At 71.8% G+C, this 16,721-nt stretch carries 21 protein-coding genes and 2 pseudogenes; 9 read left to right on the top strand and 14 right to left on the bottom strand.

The window, feature by feature from the left end; translation table 11 throughout:
* Positions 1 to 5 precede the first annotated feature (5 nt).
* The 4 genes from ACQP2X_RS17485 (at position 6) to ACQP2X_RS17470 (ending at position 3,452) form a co-directional block, all read left to right on the top strand.
* Positions 6 to 989, top strand: coding sequence for an ABC transporter ATP-binding protein (locus ACQP2X_RS17485; RefSeq protein WP_498698230.1), 984 nt, complete (start codon positions 6 to 8; stop codon positions 987 to 989).
* On the top strand, positions 979 to 1,746 hold the full coding sequence (locus ACQP2X_RS17480; protein WP_498698229.1) for an ABC transporter permease: 768 nt from the start codon (positions 979 to 981) through the stop codon (positions 1,744 to 1,746). Before ACQP2X_RS17485 ends, ACQP2X_RS17480 begins: the two co-directional genes overlap by 11 nt.
* Positions 1,747 to 1,773: 27 nt before the next feature.
* A complete protein-coding gene (locus tag ACQP2X_RS17475; RefSeq protein WP_498698228.1) occupies positions 1,774 to 2,802 on the top strand; it encodes a polyprenyl synthetase family protein in 1,029 nt (342 codons plus the stop codon).
* A 152-nt stretch (positions 2,803 to 2,954) separates the two neighbouring features.
* Entirely contained in the window at positions 2,955 to 3,452 is a 498-nt protein-coding gene (locus tag ACQP2X_RS17470) for a sigma-70 family RNA polymerase sigma factor (protein WP_498700961.1), read from the top strand.
* Here the strand turns inward: ACQP2X_RS17470 and ACQP2X_RS17465 are convergent.
* The 4 genes from ACQP2X_RS17465 to ACQP2X_RS17450 form a co-directional block, all read right to left on the bottom strand.
* A complete protein-coding gene (locus ACQP2X_RS17465) occupies positions 3,402 to 3,869 on the bottom strand; it encodes a MarR family winged helix-turn-helix transcriptional regulator (RefSeq protein ID WP_498698227.1) in 468 nt (155 codons plus the stop codon). The two genes, ACQP2X_RS17470 and ACQP2X_RS17465, sit on opposite strands and share 51 nt — an antisense overlap.
* Positions 3,870 to 3,951: 82 nt before the next feature.
* Positions 3,952 to 4,416 carry a DUF6924 domain-containing protein gene (locus ACQP2X_RS17460; protein WP_498698223.1) on the bottom strand — a complete coding sequence of 155 codons (465 nt, stop codon included), beginning with the start codon at positions 4,414 to 4,416 and terminating at the stop codon, positions 3,952 to 3,954.
* Positions 4,417 to 4,460: 44 nt separating this feature from the next.
* A complete protein-coding gene (locus tag ACQP2X_RS17455) occupies positions 4,461 to 4,727 on the bottom strand; it encodes a hypothetical protein (protein WP_498698222.1) in 267 nt (88 codons plus the stop codon).
* Between the two features lie 200 nt (positions 4,728 to 4,927).
* Positions 4,928 to 5,707 carry an esterase-like activity of phytase family protein gene (locus ACQP2X_RS17450; RefSeq protein WP_498698221.1) on the bottom strand — a complete coding sequence of 260 codons (780 nt, stop codon included), beginning with the start codon at positions 5,705 to 5,707 and terminating at the stop codon, positions 4,928 to 4,930.
* Positions 5,708 to 5,823: 116 nt separating this feature from the next.
* Between ACQP2X_RS17450 and ACQP2X_RS17445 the strand changes: the two genes are divergently transcribed.
* From ACQP2X_RS17445 to ACQP2X_RS17435, 3 genes and pseudogenes are all read left to right on the top strand, one after another.
* A complete protein-coding gene (locus ACQP2X_RS17445; RefSeq protein WP_498698220.1) occupies positions 5,824 to 6,315 on the top strand; it encodes an iron chelate uptake ABC transporter family permease subunit in 492 nt (163 codons plus the stop codon).
* Positions 6,312 to 6,467, top strand: a pseudogene (locus tag ACQP2X_RS17440) (AAA family ATPase); the annotation flags it as partial. The gene ACQP2X_RS17445 and the pseudogene ACQP2X_RS17440, both read left to right, overlap by 4 nt.
* A gap of 52 nt (positions 6,468 to 6,519) precedes the next feature.
* On the top strand, positions 6,520 to 7,182 hold the full coding sequence (locus tag ACQP2X_RS17435) for an ABC transporter substrate-binding protein (RefSeq protein WP_498698219.1): 663 nt from the start codon (positions 6,520 to 6,522) through the stop codon (positions 7,180 to 7,182).
* Between the two features lie 270 nt (positions 7,183 to 7,452).
* On the opposite strand, the gene ACQP2X_RS17430 is transcribed toward ACQP2X_RS17435, so the two are convergent.
* The 7 genes and pseudogenes from ACQP2X_RS17430 to ACQP2X_RS17400 form a co-directional block, all read right to left on the bottom strand.
* Positions 7,453 to 8,442, bottom strand: a complete 990-nt coding sequence (locus ACQP2X_RS17430) for an SDR family NAD(P)-dependent oxidoreductase (RefSeq protein WP_498698218.1) — start codon at positions 8,440 to 8,442, stop codon at positions 7,453 to 7,455.
* A gap of 248 nt (positions 8,443 to 8,690) precedes the next feature.
* Positions 8,691 to 9,317 (bottom strand): GMC family oxidoreductase, encoded by a 627-nt coding sequence (locus ACQP2X_RS17425; RefSeq protein WP_498698215.1) that lies wholly within the window; start codon positions 9,315 to 9,317, stop codon positions 8,691 to 8,693.
* Between the two features lie 116 nt (positions 9,318 to 9,433).
* Positions 9,434 to 9,619, bottom strand: a pseudogene (locus ACQP2X_RS17420) (GMC family oxidoreductase N-terminal domain-containing protein); the annotation flags it as partial.
* A complete protein-coding gene (locus ACQP2X_RS17415) occupies positions 9,601 to 9,771 on the bottom strand; it encodes an NAD(P)-binding protein (RefSeq protein WP_498698213.1) in 171 nt (56 codons plus the stop codon). The gene ACQP2X_RS17415 and the pseudogene ACQP2X_RS17420, both read right to left, overlap by 19 nt.
* Positions 9,768 to 9,890 carry a hypothetical protein gene (locus tag ACQP2X_RS17410; RefSeq protein WP_498698209.1) on the bottom strand — a complete coding sequence of 41 codons (123 nt, stop codon included), beginning with the start codon at positions 9,888 to 9,890 and terminating at the stop codon, positions 9,768 to 9,770. The genes ACQP2X_RS17415 and ACQP2X_RS17410 overlap by 4 nt, the downstream gene beginning before the upstream one ends.
* A 596-nt stretch (positions 9,891 to 10,486) precedes the next feature.
* Positions 10,487 to 10,825: a GAF domain-containing protein gene (locus ACQP2X_RS17405; protein ID WP_498698207.1), complete on the bottom strand. Its 339-nt coding sequence runs from the start codon at positions 10,823 to 10,825 to the stop codon at positions 10,487 to 10,489.
* Between the two features lie 88 nt (positions 10,826 to 10,913).
* On the bottom strand, positions 10,914 to 11,129 hold the full coding sequence (locus ACQP2X_RS17400) for a hypothetical protein (RefSeq protein ID WP_498698205.1): 216 nt from the start codon (positions 11,127 to 11,129) through the stop codon (positions 10,914 to 10,916).
* A gap of 181 nt (positions 11,130 to 11,310) precedes the next feature.
* On the opposite strand from ACQP2X_RS17400, the gene ACQP2X_RS17395 reads away from it, so the two are divergent.
* Both ACQP2X_RS17395 and ACQP2X_RS17390 read left to right on the top strand, forming a co-directional pair.
* Positions 11,311 to 11,697, top strand: a complete 387-nt coding sequence (locus ACQP2X_RS17395; RefSeq protein WP_498698202.1) for a methyltransferase domain-containing protein — start codon at positions 11,311 to 11,313, stop codon at positions 11,695 to 11,697.
* A 120-nt stretch (positions 11,698 to 11,817) separates the two neighbouring features.
* Entirely contained in the window at positions 11,818 to 13,116 is a 1,299-nt protein-coding gene (locus ACQP2X_RS17390; RefSeq protein WP_498698201.1) for an epoxide hydrolase family protein, read from the top strand.
* A gap of 51 nt (positions 13,117 to 13,167) precedes the next feature.
* Here the strand turns inward: ACQP2X_RS17390 and ACQP2X_RS17385 are convergent, their stop codons facing one another.
* Genes ACQP2X_RS17385 through ACQP2X_RS17375 form a run of 3 tightly spaced genes read right to left on the bottom strand, consistent with a single transcriptional unit; the run spans position 13,168 to position 16,702 of the window.
* On the bottom strand, positions 13,168 to 13,860 hold the full coding sequence (locus tag ACQP2X_RS17385; protein ID WP_498698200.1) for an SDR family NAD(P)-dependent oxidoreductase: 693 nt from the start codon (positions 13,858 to 13,860) through the stop codon (positions 13,168 to 13,170).
* Between the two features lie 18 nt (positions 13,861 to 13,878).
* The gene (locus ACQP2X_RS17380) at positions 13,879 to 15,258 is read right to left on the bottom strand and encodes an FAD-binding oxidoreductase (RefSeq protein WP_498698199.1); all 1,380 of its coding nucleotides are present in this window, start codon (positions 15,256 to 15,258) and stop codon (positions 13,879 to 13,881) included.
* Between the two features lie 31 nt (positions 15,259 to 15,289).
* The gene (locus ACQP2X_RS17375; RefSeq protein WP_498698198.1) at positions 15,290 to 16,702 is read right to left on the bottom strand and encodes an MFS transporter; all 1,413 of its coding nucleotides are present in this window, start codon (positions 16,700 to 16,702) and stop codon (positions 15,290 to 15,292) included.
* Positions 16,703 to 16,721: the final 19 nt, after the last annotated feature.

The raw sequence follows: 16,721 nt of genomic DNA, 5'->3' as shown, positions 1-16,721 counted from the left end.
ACCCCATGATTCAGACCCGCGGCCTGCGCCGCAGCTATCTCTCCCGCCGAGGTCCGGCCGTGCTCGCCGTCCGCGATCTGAGCATCGACGTGCGGGCCGGGCAGATGGTCGCCCTGCTCGGCCCCAACGGCGCCGGGAAGACCACCTCGATGCGAATGCTGACCACCGCGCTGCGCCCGGATGCCGGGGACGCGACCATCGCCGGCGCCGACCTGCGGCGCCATCCGAACGAGGTGCGCCGCCGTATCGGATACGTCCCGCAGGGGTCCGGAACCTCGCCCGAGAACACCGTGCGGGAGGAGCTGGTCCTTCAGTCACGGCTGTACGGCCGGTCGAAGAAGCAAGCCGTTCACGAGGCCGCCGAGATGATCGAGGTCTTCCAGCTCGGCGCGGTACAGGGCCGGCTGACCCGAGCGCTCTCCGGCGGTCAGCGTCGCCGCCTCGACATCGCCCTGGCGCTGGTGCACCGGCCGGCCCTGATCCTGCTCGACGAGCCGACCACCGGTCTCGACCCGCAGAGCCGGGCCGGGCTGTGGCAGCACGTGCACGACCTGCGCCGCAAGTACGGCGTCACGGTGCTGGTGACCACGCACTACATCGACGAGATCGACCGGCACGTGGACAACATCTTCGTGATGGACCAGGGCACCGTCGTCGCGCACGGCAACCCGGAGCGGTTGAAGGCGGTGGCCGGCGTCGGCGAGCGCATCGACCTGCGGGTGCCGGCGGTCGAACGGTACCGCACCTCGACCACGGTGGCGCGGGTGCCAGGAGTCACCGACGTGGCCTATGACGGCACCACGCTCAGCGTCCAGGTCGCGCACGGGCACCAGGTGTTGCCCACGCTCGTCGGCGACCTGGCCCGTGAGCGGGTGCCGATCCTGGGCATGCAGGTGCACAGGCCCACCCTCGACGATGTCTTCCTTCAGCTCACCGGCCGTCAATTGCGTGAGCCGGCGGCCGCGGGGGTGGGCGCCGATGCTGCGTGACACGTGGGTGATGTTCGTGCGGGAGCATCTGCAACGCCGGCGGCAGTCGTTCTGGCTCGTGGCCGGCCTGCTTCAGCCCGTACTCTATCTGCTCCTGTTCGGCCCGCTGCTGCAGCGGATGATGCCGAACGCGACGGCGGCCATGCGACGCGAGACCTGGGTGCTCTTCGTGCCCGCGCTGCTGATGCAGGTGGCGCTGACCCAGGGCAGCTTCGTCGGGCTGGGCATGCTCGTGGAGTACCGCGTCGGCCTGTTCGGGCGGCTCCGCGTCGCACCCGCCGCCCGCGCGTCGCTGTTGTTCGGCAAGCTCGGCGACATCGCGGTCGCTGTCGTCTTCCTGTCCGGCGTGATCGTGGTCTGCTGCCGGCTCTTCACCGCGTTCGACGCCCCGCTGGCCGGGATCGTGGTGGCGGTGCTCGTGAACACCGGCCTCGCCCTGGCGCTGGCCAGCGTCTCGTTCGGCATCGCCCTGCGGGTGAAGAAGGAGGAACAGCTCGGCTCGGCGATCAACCTGGTGCTGGTGCCACTCCTGCTGCTCTCCGGGGCGTTCCTGCCCATCACGGCGACCACCGCGCCCGGCTGGCTCTACCGGATCTCGTTGTTCAACCCCGTCACCTATCTCCTGGACGCGAGCCGCGCGGCGCTGCGCGGCGACTTCCTCGCCTCCGACCTGGCCGTCGGGGGCGCGGTTCTGGCCGTCGGGCTGGCCGCGGCGGCGGCGTTCGCGATCCGCACCTTCGTCCAGGACCACGAATGACCGCCTCGTCTGCCCGGAGGATCACCAATGCCGATCATCGCCACCCCGGCGGTCTCCGCCCGCACCGCTGAGCTGGTCCTCGGCGACACCGCCGAAATGCTGTGGCCGGCCCTCGCGGCCGCTGTGCGCCGCCTGCCCATGCCGGTCCGCACCGCGGCCGAGGCCCATTTCGGCTGGACCTCGCACGACACCGAGGCCCGGCCCAGCGGCAAGGCCGTCCGGCCGGCGCTCACCCTGCTCTGCTGCCGCGCGCTCGGCGGCCGGGCCGAGGCCGCGCTGCCGGCGGCGGTCGCGGTCGAGCTGGTGCACAACGCCACGCTGATCCACGACGACATCATCGACGGCGACGAACTCCGGCGTGGCCGGGCCGCCCTCTGGCGCGAGGTCGGCATGCCGGGCGCGCTGCTCACCGGCGACGCTCTGTTCTTCCTCGCGGTACAGGTGCTGGGCCGTGCCGCGCCGGTCACGGCGACCGTGGAACTGGCCGACACGATCCAGACCCTCATCCGGGGCGAGTACGGCGACGTGCTGCTCGCCGCCGAGCCCGGCGCCACCGTCCACGACGCCGAAGATGTCGCCGACGCCAAGACCGGTGCGCTGTTCGCGTGCGCCTGTCGCCTGGGCGCCCTCGCGGCCGGGGCCGACCGTCAGCGGGCGGCCCACCTGGCCGCGTTCGGGGCCGACCTCGGCCGGGCCTTTCAGCTCGCCGACGACCTGCTCGGCATCTGGGGCGACCCCCGGCGCACCGGCAAACCGGTCGGGGCCGATCTGCGGGCCCGGAAGAAGTCGCTGCCGGTGGTCCGCGCGCTCGCCGCCGGCGGCCCGGTCGCCCGTGACCTGGCCGCGCTGCTGGGCCGGCCTGAGCCGCTGACCGACGAGCAGGTCGGCGAGGCTACCGTCCTGCTCGACCGGCTCGGCGCCCGCCGGCTCGGTGAGCAGCAGTTGACCACGATCACGCGCCGCGCCGAGGGCCACCTCGCCGCGGCCGCGCCCGACCCGGTCGCCGCTCGCGAGCTCGCCGGTCTCGCCGCCGCGCTCATCCCGCGTACCGCCTGAGAAGGCGCCGCGCCGGCCGGCGGCGGGCGGCGGGCGGCGGGCGGCGGGCGGCGGGCGGCGGGCGAACAAGTGAGAACCAAGTCGAGGCCAAGAAGGAATCCACTCGCCCTCCCTACCCTCCCCTGGGACCACGGAGGACGGACGACGTGACGATGGAAAAGGATGCGGAGAGCCGCATCGCCGAACTGCACGCCGCGCATCACCGGCCATTGATGAGATTCCTGCTCGGTTACACCAACGGCGAGCAACACGCCGCCGAGGATCTACTCCAGGAGACGATGATTCGCGCGTGGCGGAACCTTCACAAGGTTCCGGACGAGCACCAGGGCGCCCGGCGCTGGCTGTTCACGGTCGCCCGCCGGATCACCATCGACGCGGTGCGCATGCGCCGGGCCCGGCCCGAGGAGGCGTACCTGTCGGACCTCATTCGCACCCCCGCCACCGACAACACCGCTGGCGTGGTGGCCGACGACGCGCTGACGCGGGCCTTGCGCGATCTCAGCGACGGCCACCGTGCCGTCCTCTCGGAACTCCACCTGCACGGCCGGACCGCCCCCGAGGCCGCCCGCCGGCTCGGCCTGCCCCTCGGAACGGTGAAGTCACGCTCCCACTACGCGATGCGCGCCGTCCGGGACGCCGTGTTGCCGTGACGCGGTCTCCACTGCTCGCCGCAGGTCGGCGCAGAGGGCGGCCAGTTCACCGGCCAGGTGCTCGTCGGCCACGCCGCTCGCCACAATCTCGGCCAGGGCGCTCCGGCCACGCTCGGAGATCACCGCGTAGGCCACCCTCCGGTCGGAGGCGCTCGGCCGTCGCTCGATCAGGCCCGACCGGGCGAGGCGATGCACCATCCGCGTCAACCCGCCCGTGCTCACGTCGATCCGGACGGCCAGATCGGACAGGGTGATCCCGTCCGCCCCGGCCGCGGCGGCCGCCTCGAGGACGTCCAGATCGGCCGGGACCAGCCCGCGAGGCTCGAGCACCACCCGCAGACGCCCGCCGGCGCGGCGGTGCAGCGCGGTAAGTGCTCGCACCGCCGCCAGTCCCGGCGTGCCGTGATCCGTGGCCATCCACTTCCCTCCATCGAAGCGCCCGTCCCCAAAGACGGCGATTTCGGCGGAGGGTTCAGTGGCGGCCGAAAAGAATCGGCGCTCAGTCGTCGAAGCCTCGGAAGACCCGGTCCGGGTCCTTGCTCGCGACCGCCGCGAACTCCTCGAAGCCCATGTTGCCGATGTCGAGGTTGGAATGCATGAGGGGCATGTACGCCGGGGGGATGCGGAACGACTGTCCGAACTCGATGGTTGCCTCGTAGTCGTCGGCCTCCTCGTAGTCCTCTGGCCGGGCCGGGCTGACCGCGAGGAACAACAGCTCCGGGCCGGCCGTGGTGACCGCGTCGGCCACGAAGACCACCGAGAGATACTCGTCCTCGGCGGCGGCCGCGACGACGTCGTCGACGCCCGCGCCGGCCCAGTCCGGATCCTCGACGAGGACGTAGGACCAGTCGAGGGCGGCGAGCGCCCCCAACACGGCCGGCCAGGCGGCCTCGTCGGTGTAGTGGGTGCGGACGACGACGGCGTCGAAGTCGCCGCGGTCGTCTCCGGTGGGGAGGGATCTCATGCCATGCATGACGGACGCCGCGAGCGAAAGTTCGCGGCGCGGCCTCACTTCCCGAGCAACTCGCGCAGCCGCGGCGACCGCAGCTCGAAGATCTCGAAGAGGCCGACCGCCTCGAGGGAAGGGACCGTCGCCCGGAGCTGGGTCACGATCTCGTCGTAGGCGGGGATGCCCGGCTCCAACGCGTTCAGGGCGCGGGCGTTCTCGATGAAGGCGGCGATCGTGCCCTTGCGGACCTCGACGCCCTTCCAGGTGCCCACGTCGACGTTGTCGGGGAGCATGTCCTCGGGCTTCACGATGTTCTGGCTGGTCATGGTCTCGCCTTCCGCCGACGGTCACTGGAGGAATCCATCATGACCACGCGGCCAGGGGCAATGGGAACTGTTTGTGCCGCGACCCACATCGTATTTGTAATTGGAGACGGAAAAGACCATCCGCGCCCATTAATTGTATTACTGGGGCAACAACCGGGGCCGGCGCGAGAAGCGCCGGCCCCGGTTTCGCCGAACCCGTTCTAGCGGGGCAGGCGGGCGGTCAGGGTGAGCACCCGGGTGATCTGGGTGGCGCCGAAGTTGTCGTCGCTGATCAGGTGGATCGTGGACGAGCCATGCCGGTCGGCGACCACGGCCATGCCCTCGTAGTTGTCCATCAGCGGGTTCGTCTGCGGCTGCTTGGCCACGGCGCCCAAAGTCGGGCACTTGACCAGGTCGGCGACCAGCCGCTTGGCGAGCAACTTCTTGGTGGGTACGGCGGCCAGGTCGCTCACCGCGCTGACGTCGCCGGCGTGGCGGGTGGTCGGTATCGCGTACAGCTTGACCGCATTGCCGGTGGCGGCGACGAACGACGCCTCGAGGACCAGCAGCGAGTCGCGACCGTAAGCGGCGACCTCGGCGATCCGCTGACCGGCGTCGGCGGAATAGCCCAGCTGCTCGGTGAGCTGCCAGCGTCCGTGCCGGTCGAGGTCGTAGACGAGGAAGCGGTGCCGCGTGGCGTCGGTGTCGCCGGACAGCGCGCCCTCCATGGCGGCGATGATCCGGGTGCCCGAGACCAGGGTGAGGCCTTCGAGGGTGGCGTTGCCGGTGGCCTGCCCGGCCGGGGCGACCGCGAAGCGGGCCGGCACCGGCAGGGTGGCCTTCTGCACACCGTCACGGCCGAAGATCCGGACCGACGGCTCGGTCTCGGAACTGACCACGAAGTCGCCGTTCGGCAGCACGGCCAGGCCCTCGTCGTCGGCGGTGGTGCCGTCGTAGGCAGTGCCGTCGGCCTTGCGCAGCACCAGCGGGTCGCGGGTCACGGTGGCGCGCGACGGGTCGCGCCAGAACCAGATGCGCGACGGGTCGGAGCCGTTATTGTCGACCGTGGACGCCCAGGACTGTCGCCATCGCGCTGCGCGCCCTCACCGAGATCGTCATGCTCACCGCCGAGCCGGTCGACGGGCAGCGCGCCCACATCTGGCTGGTCGGCACCCTGGCCGGCCGCGGCTGGAGCGAGACGGTCTGGCTCGCCCTCACCCTGCTGGTGCTGCTGCCCGTGCTGGCCTGGTCGGGCTGGGCGCTGCGCACCAGCGCCCTCGACGACGACACCGCGCGAGGCCTCGGCGTGCGGCCGGCCGCCCGGCGGGCCGGACTCGCCGCCGTCGGCGTCCTGCTGGCCGCGATGGTCATCTCGCAGGTCGGCGCGGTCGACTTCGTCGCCCTGGTCGCCCCGCAGGTGGCCCGCCGCCTGGCCCGCTCCGAACGGCCACCGCTGGTCGCCGCCGCGCTCACCGGCTCGCTGCTGGTGGTGCTGGCCGACCTGGCCGGGCGGCTGCTGTTCGCGCCGACCCAACTGCCGGCCGGTGTCGTCACCGCCGCCATCGGCGGCCCCTACCTGTTGTTCCTGCTGGTCCGGAGGAAGTCGTGACCCTCATCGCCCGCGATCTGGCCGCCGGTTACGGCACCCGGTCGGTCTTCGACGGCCTGGACGCCGAGCTGCCCCCGGCCGCCTTCACGGTGATCGTCGGGCCGAACGCCTGCGGCAAGTCCACGCTGCTGCGAACGCTGGCCCGGCTCCTGCCCGTCCGCCGCGGCACCGTGCTCCTGGACGGGGCCGACATCCACGGGTTGCGTGAAGGGCGTAGGCGCGATCGCCGAGCCCGACCTCGAGGCGATCGCGGCCCTCAAGCCCGACCTGATCCTGGGCAGCAAGTTCCGCCAGGAGAAGTTCTACGACGAGCTGTCGGCGATCGCGCCCACGGTCTTCACCGAGCGGGTCGGCATCACCTGGAAGGAGAACTTCCTGCTCGACGGTAAGGCCCTCGGCCAGGAGCAGAAGGCCAAGGACCTCCTCAACCAGTACGCGACACGCGCCAAGGACCTGGGTAAGAAGATTCCGGGCGCGGCGAACATCAAGGTCTCGATCGTCCGGTTCATGGCCTCGGAGATCCGGGTATACGGGCCGGACGGCTTCTCCGGCATCGTGGTCGGCGACGTCGGCCTGGGCCGCCCCGACCGGCAGAAGCTGGCGGACAAGGACGACAAGCGCTTTGACAAGGTGAGCCCCGAGCGGATCGCCGACCTCGACGGCGACGTCATCTTCGTGACCGCCCTCGGCGCCACCCCCGAGGCCCAGAAGAAGAAGGTCGTCGACGGCAAGCTGTGGAAGGACCTCTCCGCGGTCAAGGCGGGCAAGGCCTACGACGTGCCGGCCGAGGTGTGGATGACCGGCATCGGCGTGACGGCGGCCGGCAAGATCCTCGACGACCTTCAGCAGCACCTGCTGAAGTCCTGACGAGCTTTCTGTCACCCGGCCCGGGGCCACGGTCTCCTGAGGAAGAAGCGCCGCACGGACCGAAAGGGGATCTCGGTGGGTAAGACGTCGGCCTGGGGCCGGGTAGCGGGAGCGTTGATGACCGTCGCCGTTGCCGCCGGTTGCTCCGGCGGCACCGGCGACGCCATCAGCGCGAGGTCGGCGCCGATCGCCCAGGCGACCACAACCGCGAGGGCGAATGCGACTACCGGGTGACGTTCGGGCTGAGCCCGGCGGACAGCACGCCGTAGGTCAGAGGAACGACACCCCGGTCAGCTTCTCGCTGAGGTCCCACAGGCGACGGGCCTGGCCGGGGTCGACCGCGTACGGCATGACGCCGCTGATGTCGTTGAAGGCGCCCAGATCCTGTACGCCGCTGGTGCCCGTCACGGCGAGCTCGGCGATGTCGCAGTTCTCGCAGTAGACGCCGCCCAGGCCGTCGAGTTGTGGGCTCGTCGCGCACCAGACCGGGGTGGCCGCGCCCTGCTCCGGCGTCTTCAGCTGTTTGCTCGGGTCGAGGATCGGGCTGCCGTCCGGGTTCACCATGCCGCCCGCGGCGAGCTCCTCGGTCGTCAGGTACTGCTTCAGGCCGGTGGCGACGATGCTGCCCGGGTGAGCGGCGAACGCCCGTACACCGAAAGCCTGACCCCGCCGGTCGAGCTCGACCGCGAACAGCGACATGGCGGTCTTCGACTGGCCGTAGCCGAGCCAGGGATCGTACGCCCGGGTCTCGAAGTTGGGGTCGTCGAAGACGACCGGCGAATGCCGGTGACCGAGCGACGTCAGCGTGACCACCCGCGCCCCTCCAGCCGCCTGCAGGGCCGGCCAGAGACGGGCCGCGAGCTGGAAGTGCCCGAGGTAGTTGATGGAGAACTGGAGCTCGTTGCCGCGGGAGTCGCGGCCGAACGGGGCCGCCATGATGCCCGCCGACTCGACGAGGATGTGGACGGCCGGCCCGATCTCCGCGGCCGCGGCGTCGATCGAGGCGGGGTCGCTGAGGTCCAGCGTGACGAAGGCGGCGTCGAGACCTTCGAGCGCGGTACGGGCATTGGCGGTGTCCCGGTCCAGGACCACGATCCGTGCCCCAGCCCGGCCCAGCGCCAGCGCCGTCTGGAGCCCCAGCCCCGAATTGGCGCCGGTGACCACGGCCGTCCTGCCGTTCAGGTCGATGGAGGCGAGGACGTCGGCCGTGGTGGAGGCGGCTCCGAAGCCCGAGTGCAGGGGGTGTTGTGCGGTTGGCATGCCCCGATCCTCACGCCGGGACGGCGCCGGCCGCCCCAGGGCCACACACTGGTCGGCGGCCGGTGAACACGGGCCCTGAACCCCGAGGGCTCCGCGGCCGCCTCACGCTCGAGACCGTCCTGTAGCGGGCCGTGCGTGGCCCTGATCCCCGTTCAGGCCGCCAAACCCGGTCGGGGATCAGGGCGTACGCGGGACCGGCGCGACCATCCGGGTCCCCTCCCCTGACAACGGCCCGCGAGGCCGAAGGTTCAGGCGTTCGTGATGAAGTCGGCGCCACGCTCGGCGATGGCGCAGACCGTGGCGTTGGTGTTGGCCGACACGAGCGACGGCATCACCGAGGCGTCCACCGCCCGCAGGCCGGCCACGCCATGAACGCGGAGCTGCGCGTCCACCACGGCCTCGGGGCCCCGTCCGATACGACAGGTGCCCGCATAGTGGAAGTAGGCCAGAAGGCTGTCCCGAAGGTACGCGCGGTCCGGTTCGGCGCCCGGCTGAGCCTCGTCCTGCCGCCAGCCGGACAGCGCCCGGGCCTGACCGATGGTGCGGGCGAGGCGCAGACCGGCGAGCAGGGTGGTGACGTCGGCTTCCGCGCCGAGGTAGTTCGGGTCGATCAGCGGGGCCGCCAGCGGGTCGGCGGAGGCGAGCCGGACGGTGCCGCGGCTGCGAGGCGCCATCAGCGACACGGCGATGGTGTAGCCCATGCCCATCTCCGGGCCGGCCAGCCCCGGCGCGCGGTACGGCACGTTGACGAACAGGGCCTGGAGGTCGGGCGTCTCGGCGCTCGGGCCGCTGCGCAGCAGGCCGACCGCTTCGCCCGGCGGATTGCCGGCGATGGCCGGCACCTCCCGCGCCGAACCGTAGGTGACGGTCGACATCGGGTGGTCCTGAAGATTCGAGCCGACCCCGGCAGGTCGCGAACCACCGGCACGCCGACCTCGCGCAGATGCTCGGCCGGGCCGAGACCGGAGAGCATCAGCAGCTGGGCCGAGCCGATCGCGCCGGCGCTGACGACGACCTCTCGCCGCGCCCGGGCGAGAAGAACGCCGGCCTCGTCATCGGCCGAATACTCCACACCCGTCGTCCGGCCGTCCTCGATGAGGACCCGGCGGACCCGGGCGCCGGTCAGCACGGTCAGGTTCGGCCGTCCCAGGACGGGCCTCAGATAGGCGTCGGCCACGCCTCCGGCACCGCCATGGCGGGCAGCGGCTCGGCCGCACCGGCCTCGAGCAGCAGTACGGTCCGGCTCGGGTCCTCGGACAGCCGGGCCGCCAGGATCGATCCGGCGCTGCCCGCGCCGACCACGACGAAATCGTATTCGTTCGAGCTCATGATTTGTACGCCTTCGGCAGTTGGTGAATCGGACCGGCGAAGGGCTTCTGACCCGGCCCGGCCTGAGCGGGCGACGCGATCAGCTTCTTCGCCCAACGCTTCGTCATGTCGACCTCCAAGATCGATTGGGTATGCCCTCCATGACGCGCCCGACAGGGCGTTGTTCAGCGGTGGGAACGCGACCCGGCTCTCATTCACCGTGAGCGGCATCAAACTTCGGCGCCCCGCCTCCGTCGTCGGCGAGGTCAGGCCACCAGGGCATCGCGGACGACGCGCACGGCGTCGTGCGAGCGCGATGCCCTGGCTCAGAGTTCCAGCGGCAACTCGGCCATGATGGTGCTGCCACGGGCCGGCCGGCTGTCGACGCGCGTCGAGCCGCCCAGGGCCTCGACGCGGTCGCGCAGGCCGAGCAGGCCCGAGCCTCGGGGGTCGGCGCCGCAGTAGACAGCCGCCTCGATCGGCGGGGCCGGTCGCTCGTCGAGCGTGACGTCCAGGGCGACCGGGATGGCCGACCGGCGGCCAGGGCGCGCAATGCCGGGCCCAGACCTCCCCGGGTGAGGACCGCCGGGTGGATGCCTCGGGCGAGCTCGCGCAGCTCGTCGACCGCCGCCACCAGGCCGGTCGCGACCTCGGAGAGCTGGCCGCGGAGGTCGCCGTGGCCCGGCGGCAGGCCCGCCTCGGCGGCGCGGATCGCCAGCGCGAGCGACACGAGACGTTACTGCGTGCCGTCGTGCAGGTCGCGCTCGATCTTGCACCTGGCCTCGTCCGAGGCGGTCACGATGCGGCGGCGGGAGGCGGCCAGCTCGGCCCGGCTCTCCGCGTTGGCGATGGCGGTGGTGAACAGGTCGGTGAAGGTGGTCAGCCGCTCGCCGGTGTCCGGCGGAAGCTCCTCGCGGGCGCTGACCGTGATGACGCCCCACAGGTCGCCCTCGACGATGATGGGGCTGGCCGCCGTGGAGACGATGCCGAGCCGACGTACCTCCTCGCCGATCTCGCCGCCGGCCGTCAGCCAGTCCAGGGGGTCGATCCGGGCGCTGGCGCCGGAGCGGCGCACCGCCTCCGCGGCCAGGGCGTCGCCGGTCGCCCAGCGGGTGCCGGGCCGGTCTCGGCGAGCAGCGACACCGCGTTGCGGCCGCCGAGCGTCACACGGGTGCCGACCGGAACGCCGTCGGCGTAGGTGCTCCAGCTGCCGAGCACGGTGCCGTCGCCGTCGTAGCGGCCCGCCGCAGGGCGGCCTGCTCCTCGGCCAGGCGGGCGACGGCCGTGATGTCCCGCCCGATCCCGAACAGGACGTCCCGGCCGGGAAAGGGGGTCACGGTCCACTCGATGAGCCGGATGGTGCCGTCCTTGCACACCATGCGGGCCTCGAAGGTGAAGGCCGGCGCGCCGCCGGCCGCCGGCCCAGCGCCTCGGTGGCCGGCCCGCGGTCGGCCGGGTGGAGGAACTCCAGGAAGGGCCGCGCGAGCGCTTCACTCTCCGAATAACCGAGGACGGCCTCCACGGCTGGATTGATCCGTTTCCAGTAGCCTCTCCAACCGGGTGAGCCTCGAGGTCGCCACCGCCGACGGCTTCCCCGGCGACGGGTACGACCTGATCACCTTCTTCGACTGCCTGCACGACATGGGCGACCCGCTCGCCGCGCTGCGGCACACCGAGCGGGCCCTGGCCCCCGGCGGCCACCTGCTCGTCGTCGAGCCCAACACCTCGAGCGACCCGGCCGGCAGCATCAACCCGATCGGCCGCTCCTTCGGCTCGACCTCCGTCGTGCTGTGCCTGCCCGCCGCGCTCGCCCAGCACGGCTCGTACGCCCTCGGCAACCACGCGGGCGAGGACGCCATGCGGGCCATCGCGGCCGAGGCCGGGCTGCGCACCTGGCGTACCGCCGTCGAGACCGTCACCAACCGCATCTACGACGTCACCCGCTAGGCGCGCCCCCAGGGATCACCGGTGACCGGCCCGTGATGCGCCAGGGACCAGCACGGGCTCGGTGACCGGGGTGTTCACGGCAGGCTTCCTCACGACGAAGGATCACGAAGGGAACGTCCCATGTCATCTCCCACTCCCACCCGCCGCACTGTTCTGCAGGGCGGGCTCGCGGCCGGCGTCGCCGTGGCCGCCACCGCTACCGGCGCGCTCGGCATCGCCCCGGCGAACGCGGCTGCTGCCACCACCACGAGCACGTCCAAGATCCGGCCGTTCCGGGTCTCGATCTCCAGCACCCAGCTCACCGAGCTGCGCCACCGGATCGGCTCGACCCGCTGGCCCAGCCGCGAGCTCGTCCAGGACCGTGAGCAGGGTGTGCAGCTGGCCGCGGCCCAGGCCCTGGCCAAGTACTGGAAGACGAAGTACGACTGGCGCCGATTCGAGGCCAAGCTCAACCGGCTGCCGCAGTTCACGACCGAGATCGACGGCGTGGACGTGCACTTCATCCACGTCCGCTCGCCGCACAAGGACGCGCTGCCGCTGCTGGCCACGCACGGCTGGCCCGGCTCGATCGTCGAGTTCGTCGACGCGGCCGGCCCGCTGACCAACCCGACCGCGCACGGCGGCAAGGCGTCGGACGCCTTCCACCTGGTCATCCCGTCGATCCCCGGCTACGGCTTCTCCAGCCAGCCGAAGGTGACCGGCTGGGACCAGAACCGCATCGCCAAGGCGTGGGCCGTGCTGATGGGCCGTCTCGGCTACACCAAGTACGTGGCCCAGGGCGGCGACGCCGGCGCCGCGGTCACCGACGCTCTGGCCAAGCAGGCCCCCGCCGGCCTGCTCGGCGTCCACTTCAACCTGCTGCTGGCCGCGCTCGGCGGCGCCCCGGTGCCGACCACCACGGCCGAGGAGCAGGCGGCCAAGGCCGCGCTCACCGTCTTCCAGACCACCGGCAGCGCCTACCTGACCGAGCAGTCGTTCCGGCCGGAGACCATCGGCTACGCGCTGTCGGACTCGCCGGCCGCCCTCGCGGCGTGGATGCTCGACCACGACACCGACAGCTACGACAAGATCTCCAAGACGTTCCTGGGCGCGGCCCCGTCGGGCAACCTCACCCGCGACCACGTGCTGGACAACATCAGCCTGTACTGGCTGACCAACACCGGCGTCTCGGCGGCGCGCCTCTACTGGGAGAGCGCCCACCCGCAGTCGGCGAGCACTCCCGGCGATATCAAGGTCCCGGTCGGTTTCAGCGCCTTCCCGGGCGAGATCTTCCAGGCGCCGCGCAGCTGGGTCGAGGCGTACTACCCGACCCTGAACTACTACAACAAGCCGGCCAAGGGCGGTCACTTCGCCGCCTGGGAGGAGCCGCAGCTGTTCACGGACGAGGTCCGGGCGGCTTTCCGCTACCTCCGCAAGTAAGCAGGCACGAAGACGGGGCCGGCGCGAGAACGCGCCGGCCCCGTCGGTGTATCACTGGACGCCGCGGAGGCGATGGCCGACGGCGACGGACTCGCCGGAGACCGCGGCGGCCGGAGCCGAGCACAGGAACGTGACCACGGCGGCCACCTGCTCGGGGGTCGACTCGCCGGAAGCCCCGCGGGCGATCTCCGGCGACGGGGTACCCGTGACCACGACGCCGGGGTTGACGACGTTGACCGTGACGCCCGAACCGGCGTACTCGTCGGCCAGCACCTTGGCGGCGGTGATGACCGCCTGGTTGCGGACGGCGCCGGTGACCGAGAGGGTCACGTGGGCGCCCTGGCCGCTGATGTTGACGACCCGGCCGAAGCCCCGGTCCCGCATGCCGGGCAGGACGGCGTTCATGACGCGCAGATATCCGATGGCTTTGGCGTCGACAGCGGCGAGGACCTCCTCCGGCGCCCGGTGCCGGGTGGGGTCCATGGTCTGCGCCGGCGGGGCGGCGGTGTTGACGAGGATGTCGATGTCGCCGATCCGCTCGACGGCGGCGCGGACCGTGTCCTCGTCGGACGTGTCCAAGACGACGAAGTCGAGGTCCCCGGCGGCGCCGGCCAGGCGGGACCGATCCCGTGCGGCGAGGACGACATGAACGCCCTCGGCCACCAAGGCCGTGGCCACAGCCCGTCCCAGGAGGCCGCTACCGCCGACGATGAGGGCGGTGCGGCCGGCGATTCCCAGCTCCATGCGAGTTTCCTCCCTGGGTCAGCGGATGGTGTGGTTCATCCGGAACATGACGTCGGGGTCGTAGCGGCGCTTGGCCGCGCGGAGCCGGTCGTAGGTCTCCCGGCCGTACACCTGGGCCAGCGATTCCGGGTCGGTGGCTTCCTCGGGCGAGAGGAAGTTGAGCATCCGGCGGTGTTTCGGGTCGGCCCACGGCAGCATCGCGGTGAACAGCCGCTCGAGGCGGCGGCGCCCCTCGTCCAGGTCGTCGGCGCCGACGGCGAAGGCGAACAGCTGGAAGGCGAGACCGCGGCTGGGCACCGAGTCCGGGGTGGCCGGCGGCCGGTCCATGGCCCCGCCCAGGGCCCGCAGTTCGACGCTGGTCAGCGCGATCGGGGTGCCGGGACCGGTCAGCTCGACCAGCTTGTTCAGGGCGGCGTCGGGCAGGCCGCCGAGGCCGAGGCTCCGGTCCTGGTACGGCATCGGGTCGACCGGGTCGTTGTGCAGGGTGGCCGCCACCACGTACGGCGCCTCGGCCACCGCGTCGATGAGCGCGGTCGCGGCCGCCCGCATCGGCGCCAGCAGCTCCGCGCCCTTCTCGGCCGCGCCGAGGTAGGCGAACCGGACGCTCAGCACATGCGCCCCGCGTAGCGGCGGCGGTAGCTCCTCCACCGGCGGCAGCCACTGGACCGCCACCGACGTGGTCGCCTCCTCGGGCAGGGTCGCCGCCCAGTCGCGCCACGTGCGCAGCACGTCGGCCGTCGCGCTGCCGGGGAAGTAGATGCTGCCCGCGTAGACCGTGGTCACCGGGAACAGCTCGATCTCCATGGCGGTGACGACCCCGAAGTTGCCCTTGCCGCCACGCAGCGCCGCGAACAGGTCCGGCTCGTTCGAGGCGCTGACCGTACGCAGCTCGCCGTCCGCCGTCACGATGTCGAACGACGTCACGTGGTCCGAGGCGTACCCCTTTGACCGCGCGAGGATCGGGCCCTGGCCGCCGCCGAGCACGTAGCCGATCGCGCTGACCGTGATCGAGGAGCCGGCCATCGCCGCCAGGCCCTCCTTGGCCGCGGCGTCGAGGACGTCACGCCAGAGAGCGGCGCCGGTGACCCGCGCGGTCCGCCGCCCGGCGTCGACCGTGACCCCGGCCATCCGGTCGAGAGTGATGAGGACGGCGCCCTCGGCGGTGTCGGGCTGCATGTGCCCGCCGCCCCGGATCGCCACCGGCAGCTTGTTCGCGCTCGCGAACCGCACGGCGGCCCGCACATCGTTGACGTCGGCCGCGCCGACGGCAACCGCCGGCCGTAGCGGCGTGAGGATGTTCTGGGTGCGGCACTCCGCCTCGTACCCGTGGTCGCCGGGCCGCAGAACCGGCCCGTCGACCACGTCGGCCAGTTGCTGGAATTCCGTTTCGCCTGTCATGACCAAACCGACGCGAATCCCCCGCGCGAGTTCACGTGAGTGACGCGCGTGATGCCCTTGAAAGCGCGGCGGCCCGTTCCCGGCGGTACATGGCGACGGCGACGACCACGCTCAGGATCAGGGCGAGCACGAAGAAGACGACGGCGCCACTGAACGCGGCGTGGAACGCCGCGACCTTGCCGTGCGGCACGGCCCGCGCGTAAGCGATGGTCAGGATGGCGATGCCGAGCGAGCCGCCCAGCTGATGAGCGACGTTCACCAGGCCCGACGCGGCACCGGCGTCGCGCGGCTCGACGTCGGCGACGCCACCGTTGGTCAGCAGGATGATGGCGATGCCGAGCCCGGCGCCGATCACCAGCAGGGGCGGCAGCACACCGGAGAGGTACGCGGTCCCGGCCGAGATCCGCGACAGCCAGAACGTTCCCGCCAAGGCGACGAAGACCGACCCCACCAACAGGATCGGGCGGCTGAGCCGTTTCAGCAACGGCCGCACCACGTACACCATCGCGAACAGCATGCCGGTGATCGGCACGAACGCGAACCCGGTGGCCAGCGGGCTCAGGTGCTGGACCTCCTGCAGATATTGGCTGAGGAAGTAGAAGACCGGGAAGTTGCCGCCCACCACGAGGATCCGGCCCGCGTACGCCCCCGAGCGCTCCACATCCCGGAACAGACGCAGCGGCGTGATCGGCTGCGCGACGACACGCTCGATCAGCACGAACGCAACCAGCAGCACGACCGCCGACGCCAACGCGACGACCGTCGACGGATCACCCCAGCCGGCCTCGGCCGCCTGGATGAAACCGAACACCAGCGCGGTCATGCCCAGCGTAGAGGTCAGCGCGCCACCCAGGTCGAAACTGCCGCCCTTGCGCTCGCTCTCGGGCAGGAAACGCGGCGCGAGCAGCACGATGGTGATGCCGATCGGCACGTTGACCAGCAGTCCCCACCGCCACGACAGAAGGTCGGTGAACAGCCCGCCGACCACGATGCCGACGCTGCCGCCGCCACCGATCACCGCGCTGTAGAACGCGATCAGCCGGGTCCGGTCCACCACCGAACGGGAACTGGACACGAGCAGCGCCAGCGTCGACGGCACGGCGAGGGAGGCCGCCAGCCCTTGCACGGCACGGGCGCCGATCAGGAACGGCCCGGTGGGCGCCAGCCCGGCCGCCAGCGACGCCACGGTGAACAGAGCGAGCCCGCCGACGAAGACACGACGACGGCCCAGCAGGTCACCGGCCCGGGCCCCGAGCAGCAGAAGCCCGCCGAAGGCCAGCACGTAGGCGTTCTGCACCCACGACAGACTGCCCTGGGAGAAACCGAACTGCTGCTGCACCCGCGGCAGCGCGGTCGTGACGATGGACGTGTCCAGCGTCATCATCAGCTGAGAACCCAGGATCAGCGACAGCGCGATCCCCCGGGACGGTGCGCTCTCGGGCATCGGACCCTCTTCTCGTCGT

Origin of the sequence: Actinoplanes sp. CA-131856 (assembly GCF_050956135.1) — a bacterium.
GTDB lineage: Bacteria > Actinomycetota > Actinomycetes > Mycobacteriales > Micromonosporaceae > Actinoplanes.
The sequence above is the reverse complement of the archived record's forward strand: the minus strand, read 5'-3'. Positions and strand labels throughout refer to the sequence as shown.